General features: G+C 39.9%; 8 protein-coding genes. 1 reads left to right on the top strand and 7 read right to left on the bottom strand.

From position 1 onward, the window contains the following. Nucleotides 1-327 precede the first annotated feature (327 nt). The 6 genes from AACU59_RS03650 to AACU59_RS03625 all read right to left on the bottom strand — a co-directional run bounded on the left by AACU59_RS03650 (nt 328) and on the right by AACU59_RS03625 (nt 4,490). Complete coding sequence (locus tag AACU59_RS03650) at nt 328-903, bottom strand: hypothetical protein (RefSeq protein ID WP_161437583.1); 576 nt, start codon at nt 901-903, stop codon at nt 328-330. A 126-nt stretch (nt 904-1,029) separates the two neighbouring features. Beyond that, entirely contained in the window at nt 1,030-1,557 is a 528-nt protein-coding gene (locus AACU59_RS03645) for a hypothetical protein (RefSeq protein WP_094143232.1), read from the bottom strand. Between the two features lie 140 nt (nt 1,558-1,697). Continuing rightward, nucleotides 1,698-2,138, bottom strand: a complete 441-nt coding sequence (locus tag AACU59_RS03640; protein WP_025739799.1) for a GNAT family N-acetyltransferase — start codon at nt 2,136-2,138, stop codon at nt 1,698-1,700. Between the two features lie 909 nt (nt 2,139-3,047). Next, the gene (locus AACU59_RS03635) at nt 3,048-3,545 is read right to left on the bottom strand and encodes a GNAT family N-acetyltransferase (protein WP_094145621.1); all 498 of its coding nucleotides are present in this window, start codon (nt 3,543-3,545) and stop codon (nt 3,048-3,050) included. A gap of 158 nt (nt 3,546-3,703) precedes the next feature. Then, on the bottom strand, nt 3,704-4,060 hold the full coding sequence (locus tag AACU59_RS03630; RefSeq protein ID WP_032469477.1) for a hypothetical protein: 357 nt from the start codon (nt 4,058-4,060) through the stop codon (nt 3,704-3,706). A gap of 205 nt (nt 4,061-4,265) precedes the next feature. Further along, the gene (locus AACU59_RS03625; protein ID WP_000245187.1) at nt 4,266-4,490 is read right to left on the bottom strand and encodes a hypothetical protein; all 225 of its coding nucleotides are present in this window, start codon (nt 4,488-4,490) and stop codon (nt 4,266-4,268) included. Between the two features lie 420 nt (nt 4,491-4,910). Between AACU59_RS03625 and AACU59_RS03620 the strand changes: the two genes are divergently transcribed. After that, nucleotides 4,911-5,522, top strand: a complete 612-nt coding sequence (locus tag AACU59_RS03620) for a YagK/YfjJ domain-containing protein (RefSeq protein WP_161437582.1) — start codon at nt 4,911-4,913, stop codon at nt 5,520-5,522. Nucleotides 5,523-5,809: 287 nt separating this feature from the next. On the opposite strand, the gene AACU59_RS03615 is transcribed toward AACU59_RS03620, so the two are convergent. Beyond that, nucleotides 5,810-6,116 (bottom strand): hypothetical protein (locus AACU59_RS03615; RefSeq protein ID WP_202598784.1); only part of this gene is annotated, 307 nt, incomplete at its 5' end.

Here is a 6,116-nt window from a genome sequence, read left to right as displayed (position 1 = left end):
AAAAGTGACGAGCGTAGCATGCTCGGCGGACGTTGGATGCTGAAGGTTATTTTGCCGCTAAACTCACAACGAAAAACAACTCAACGCGATCAAGAAACAACAAATATGTGATGACTATTTATTGCTTAACTTAAGCCAGAAAACATTGAATTTACCGTTCAATTTCAACTCGATTTAGCTGATAAAAACTCACCTTGCCTAACGCCCGCTTAAGGGGCAGACAACGCTACTACCAACTTACCGCATAACACCGTAACCACACAAACCAACGCATAGTAAAAATGCCACGCGTTGGCTGTCCCTCTTTAAGCGTTTGTTATGACACAATTACCACCAAACTGGATGATTATGGCTCAAAAAGAGCTTTTCTACATCAAACTCGTTTATAAACGGGTCATTACAATTTTGCTTACGGTAAAGGCACACAATTTTACAAATAAGCCTAGCCGCCAGTTTAATAATGTCATCATTGTGGATTTTATTTGCTTTAGCTTCATATACATATCGACTAGAACTAAATAAACTTCGATTCACTTCGAGGATTTCTAAATCGATGTCATCGAATAGATAATTTTGCAAATTTGACGGCAATGCTTCATACAAAGTGATCAAATCATGTGCATTAGAATTTTTCGAGATTGCCGCTTTCCGATCAAACTCATAAGTTTCATCTAGCCGCCCAACGTTACCAGTAACTCTGGCGTTGAAACTTTTTAAGAGTACTTCAATTGCTAGCGCTGACATAACGGTTTGTATGCCCATCCTTTGATGACGAGATTCAATACAAACTTGATAGTAGTCGAATGCACATTCGATCATAAATGGACGAAATTCAATAGCATCAACTTTCAGAATTTCGGGTTCAAAAGATAATTCTTTAATACTGATGTCCTCTTGTGTCATAACGCCCGGTTAAGGGGCTGACAACGCTAAACACTGAACCTAAAATAACAGCCGTAATCACAAATACTGATTTGAATAAAAACCGCCACGCGTTGGCAGTCCCTCTTTAACCGTTTGTTATGTGAATTATTTCGACACAGAAGAAGGTATTGTCGTTATGTATTTCGACATAGGTAAAGTTGCCCAGTCATACTCTTTTTCAATATAACCGATAGTGAACAAGGTAACTATGAACAGCACCGATGCGAGTACTCGAAAAAAAAACAGTCTAGATTTTGCCTTCCAATCATACTTGGCCTCAACCTTCAAATCTTTTTCTTTCCAAGCAATTTTTCTACTTTCTTGCGAATTAAGATCCTCGAAATCATTATAGAACTTTAATAACTTTTCCAATGCCAGATCAACGTCACGTATGATGTTACTGTCCCATTGTGAATGCGCCAATGAAAGCTTTAATTTTTCAATCGCATTTTTATCTAAATCTTTAAGTTTTTTTTCAAAATCGTCCTGCCTTTCAGTTCTTGACCTTGTATCTGGAATTAACAGCTCAGGTTCAGGAATGAGCCGCCTAAGGTCTGGCGATTTTGATTGACTACCCTTTGAACCCGAACTCAACAAATATGACCATTGGTCATTGCCAGATTTATCGCTCATAACTTCTCCTATTCACATAACGCCCGCTTAAGGGGCAGCCAACGCTACTACTAAGCTTCCGCATAACACCGTAATCACAAAAACCAACGCATAGTAAAAATGCCAGGCGTTGGCTGTCCCTCTTAAAGCGTTTGTTATGCCTATTGGTTTAACTGTTTGATAAACTTAATTTTACTAGTAGCAGTGCAACCATTATCTTCGTAACCTGATATTTGATAACCACTAGAAATAAGCAACTGCAACATCGCTTGATACTGGTTCATCGATTTTACACTAATGGCACTATAACCGTGATTAAGGGCCCATAATTCTTGTTGCTCTCGTAGCTTGGTGGCAACACCTTGTTTTCTATAATTTGGATCAACTCCGCCAAGCCAGCTATAAAACTCAGTATTAGAAATCTCATAACCAATTTTGTATGCCATTGGCTTTTCATTGTGGCTTGCGATTAGAATTAAGTGCGTTTTACCCGTTAATTTAGCCATTAATTTACTTGCTGTTGTTCTACCATCAAATTCAGGTATTTGAGCATCAACCTCTAAAACTTCATCTATCGTTCCCAAGCGGAAATCAAACTTCATACATATTTACCTTTCGAGAGGCATAACGCCCGGCTAAGGGGTTGACAACGCATAGCCGAACTAAAAAAACACACTGTAAACACTGAACTTCAATTTTGTACTAAAGTCGCCACGCGTTGGCAATCCCTCTTGAGCCGTTTGTTATGCAAATTCAATGAGATAAACTGACTTTACACGACCAAAAACTACAATTGCAATCGTTGAGTGATTCAAGAATCAACCCAAGCCAGAACCGTNTCAAACTTCATACATATTTACCTTTCGAGAGGCATAACGCCCGGCTAAGGGGTTGACAACGCATAGCCGAACTAAAAAAACACACTGTAAACACTGAACTTCAATTTTGTACTAAAGTCGCCACGCGTTGGCAATCCCTCTTGAGCCGTTTGTTATGCAAATTCAATGAGATAAACTGACTTTACACGACCAAAAACTACAATTGCAATCGTTGAGTGATTCAAGAATCAACCCAAGCCAGAACCGTGATAAATAAGCCGCCAAAACAAAGCCCACCTTTCAACAACAAACCAAGCTTTTGAATGAGACAAACTCAACGAGCGAAACCTTCAGCAAAAGCAAAATGCTCGATTAACTTGCCCTTTCCACACTTTGCGCCCGCTAAATTCACAACAAACCAGCACCAAAACTCATTGAGGCAAACAAAGAACCTTGCCTGTTTTACGGCTTGAGTAAACTACGAATTTTAGGGTAAAAATGCTCATTTGCGACAACACAAAACGAATGGCCGGAGAAACCTCAAAAGATTGAACCCCTAAATTTATCTGAGTTGCATAACGCCCGCTTAAGGGGCTGACAACGCTACTACCAAGTTTCCGCATAACACCGTAACCACAAAAACCAACGCATAATGAAAATGCCGCGCGTTGGAAGTCCCTCTTGAAGCGTTTGTTATGCATGTGCCACAACGCGAGCCATGTGGTAAACGTCAACGTAGCTGCCATTTCTGAACGCATAAGCTTTCGACTCACCTTCAATCTCAAAGCCAAATTTCTTGTACAAATTAATCGCTCGTTCGTTATCCACATAGACCGTCAATTCGATTCGTTTCAAATTCAGCCAGTTATCCGCTAAATCGATAACCGTTTTCAGTAAAGCACTACCAACACCTAAACCTTGAACATCGTCTTTGACGCCCATACCGAATGTACCTACGTGACGGCGTCGCGGATTGGTACATAGCTCAAAGCCTAAATTACCTACTACTTCACCGTCCACTACTGCCACATACGCATAAACATGCTCTGGAATAGTCTGGAAACGTTTTTCCCACATATCTGACGATGGAAGCGGAAGTTGTAATGTGCCAGTGTAAGCATTTGGGCACTCATAAATTCCTTTTATCGCTTTAGCATCTGATGGCTCTGCTCGCCTGACTTCAACAACCATAGTTCCTCTTTTCTCAAAAAATGCATAACGCCCGCCTAAGGGGCTGGCAACGCACTACCACTAAACTCAAACACAACAACCATAACCACCGCGGCTCAATGGGACTGGAAACGCCACGCGTTGACAGTCCCTCTTGAGGCGTTTGTTAGCTTACTTAGTTACTCTGCTACTACTGCCTCTCCTCGTGCAATTACCGAGAGCAAAAGACTACCTGTATCAGACTTAAAAAATGCATCTCCAAGTCCAGCATGAGCTTGAGCCATTGAATGCTCAAGATGCACGGAGAGAACTAGATTCGCACCTAAATCTAAAGCTTTTCGGCGTAACTCTAACAAGACCGACTCATTCACACGAGCAAACTCTTTATCAAGCCCACCTTTAGTTAATACAGTTAGACTAGCTATTTTCTCACATACAACCAATCCTTTGACTTCTTGTATAGACCTCTTTGATTCTGACGGACTCAGAGAAGATAGTTCGACTACTTGTTTAAGTAGTTCTGGCTCAACTAACACTGTGTTCTCCTTTAGTTGTGTGTCTATATAAACATGAGAAAATATGCACTAGATACTAAATTTCACCTGTAAGCTAACGCCCGCCTAAGGGGCTGGCAACGCACTACCACAAAACTCAAACACAACAACTGTAACCACCGCGGCTCAATGGGACTGGAAACGCCACGCGTTGACAGTCCCTCTTGAGGCGTTTGTTATGCGCGAGCTACTCAAACTCTTTACCTACATTTTCCAATGATTTGTTTTTACAAACGTTACAGCACACATAGCGATTCATATTGTAATAATGCCCACCGTTGATAAACTCATGAACAAACAACATAAATCGTCCGAAAATTGATTTCTGCTGATCGTAACTTGAAGGTTTTCTTTCTAAGGTTTCTTTGTGCTCAGTATCTGCTTTACAGCTGTTGCAATATTTCATGACCATGAGTTCACCTAGCTTGTTGATGAAAATTCAGACTGAGGATAGCAATCAAACAATACCGAACTAGTTGTACTCAAACACTTTCCGAGTAAGTTCAAATTATTGCTCATAGCGCATAACGCCGCATTAAGTGGTGAGCAACAAACAAAATAACTCAATGCAAACTACGCTAACCAAAATTGTTATTGCATGCTAAAAATGCCATGCGTTGCGAATCCGCTTGAATGCCTTGTTATGTTACGCCGTCGTACATTTTTGGAAATTTAAACTTCATGATATTATAAATTACGTTCCGCTATCTTTTCTGATAATTCCACAGAAATAATCTTCATCAAGCCACACTTGACCGTGGCTAGACTTATTTCATCCAGAATCAACCATGCAGGTAAATAATAATATACCTTTAATATAGGAGTAATACTATTGAATAAGAATAACCATATCACCACTGGTATTTATCTTGAGTATCAGCTACATCAAGAAAACACATATGTCACAGAGTATCTAGATAAGTTTCATTCAATTTTTAATTCGATAACAACACAATACAAACGAACTTTCTACATAAGATTTGATTTGAGATTTCCAGCCAAGCATGAGTACGACAACAGTGCTATATCGAAACTTTTCACCAAATTAAATGTAATCTTAAAATCCAAGCAGTACAACCAGCACAGCGCTAAGTATCTCTGGGTTAGAGAACAGAACAATTCTGAACTACCTCACTATCATTGTGTTTTGTTTCTTGACTACAGCAAAACTCGCTCCGCTGGCTGCCCAAACGGCTCTAGAGCTGGTGGATTAATGAAAGTAATTAACGATTTGTGGTGCAGAATTTTAGACACCGAGAGCTCCGGCATGGTTCACCTAGCCTCAAGCAATCCAATTTACAAATACATTGATAGAGACAACGTAAAATCAAAACAGGAGATTTTTAAACACTGCGCATATCTGTGCAAAGTAAAGACCAAAGCGTACAATATTGCAGGAAAAAATATAGGCTGCTCACAAATCAAACCCAGCAATCAAAAATAAGCCACCTAGAAAGCGCAGAAACAAGCAGAACGCACACGAGCAATACAACCCCACAGCACATTACAAAGTCGTCAAATAAGCGCACACAGAGCGAATGATAACCATTATCATCCAAACAAATTAGTATCACCTGTTACTCCGTGTTTCGATGAGAATTTATATCAGCAACATAACGCCGCATTAAGGGGCAGCCAACGCTACTACCAACTTACCGCATAACACCGTAATCACAAAAACCAACGCATAATAAAAGTGCCACGCGTTGGCTGTCCCTCTTAAATGCTTTGTTATAAGGTTTGTTCACTTGAATACATTTCTGCCCACAACGTTTTTACCGTTAACAAGGTTCCAACTGCATTAAATAGTTGTAAGGCTTCAAGCTTATTAGAGCTTATATGCCCACGACCATGCATAACCCAATGTCGGTTTAAGTCATTAGGAACGGCACCCGAAAATGCTGAAGGTTTAAACAGATTTCTGACATATTCTTTGATAGAAAGCATCTTAAGGGTATCTATTCCTGCATAGTGATTACTTTCAATGCCGTTCTTAATTGGATCTTGATAACGGGTTTTATTAACATCGAAATTATAT

The organism is Vibrio sp. V23_P3S9T160 (genome assembly GCF_963886625.1).
GTDB lineage: Bacteria > Pseudomonadota > Gammaproteobacteria > Enterobacterales > Vibrionaceae > Vibrio > Vibrio anguillarum.
Note: the sequence above shows the minus strand (reverse complement) of the source record. Positions and strands in the feature narration are given on the sequence as shown.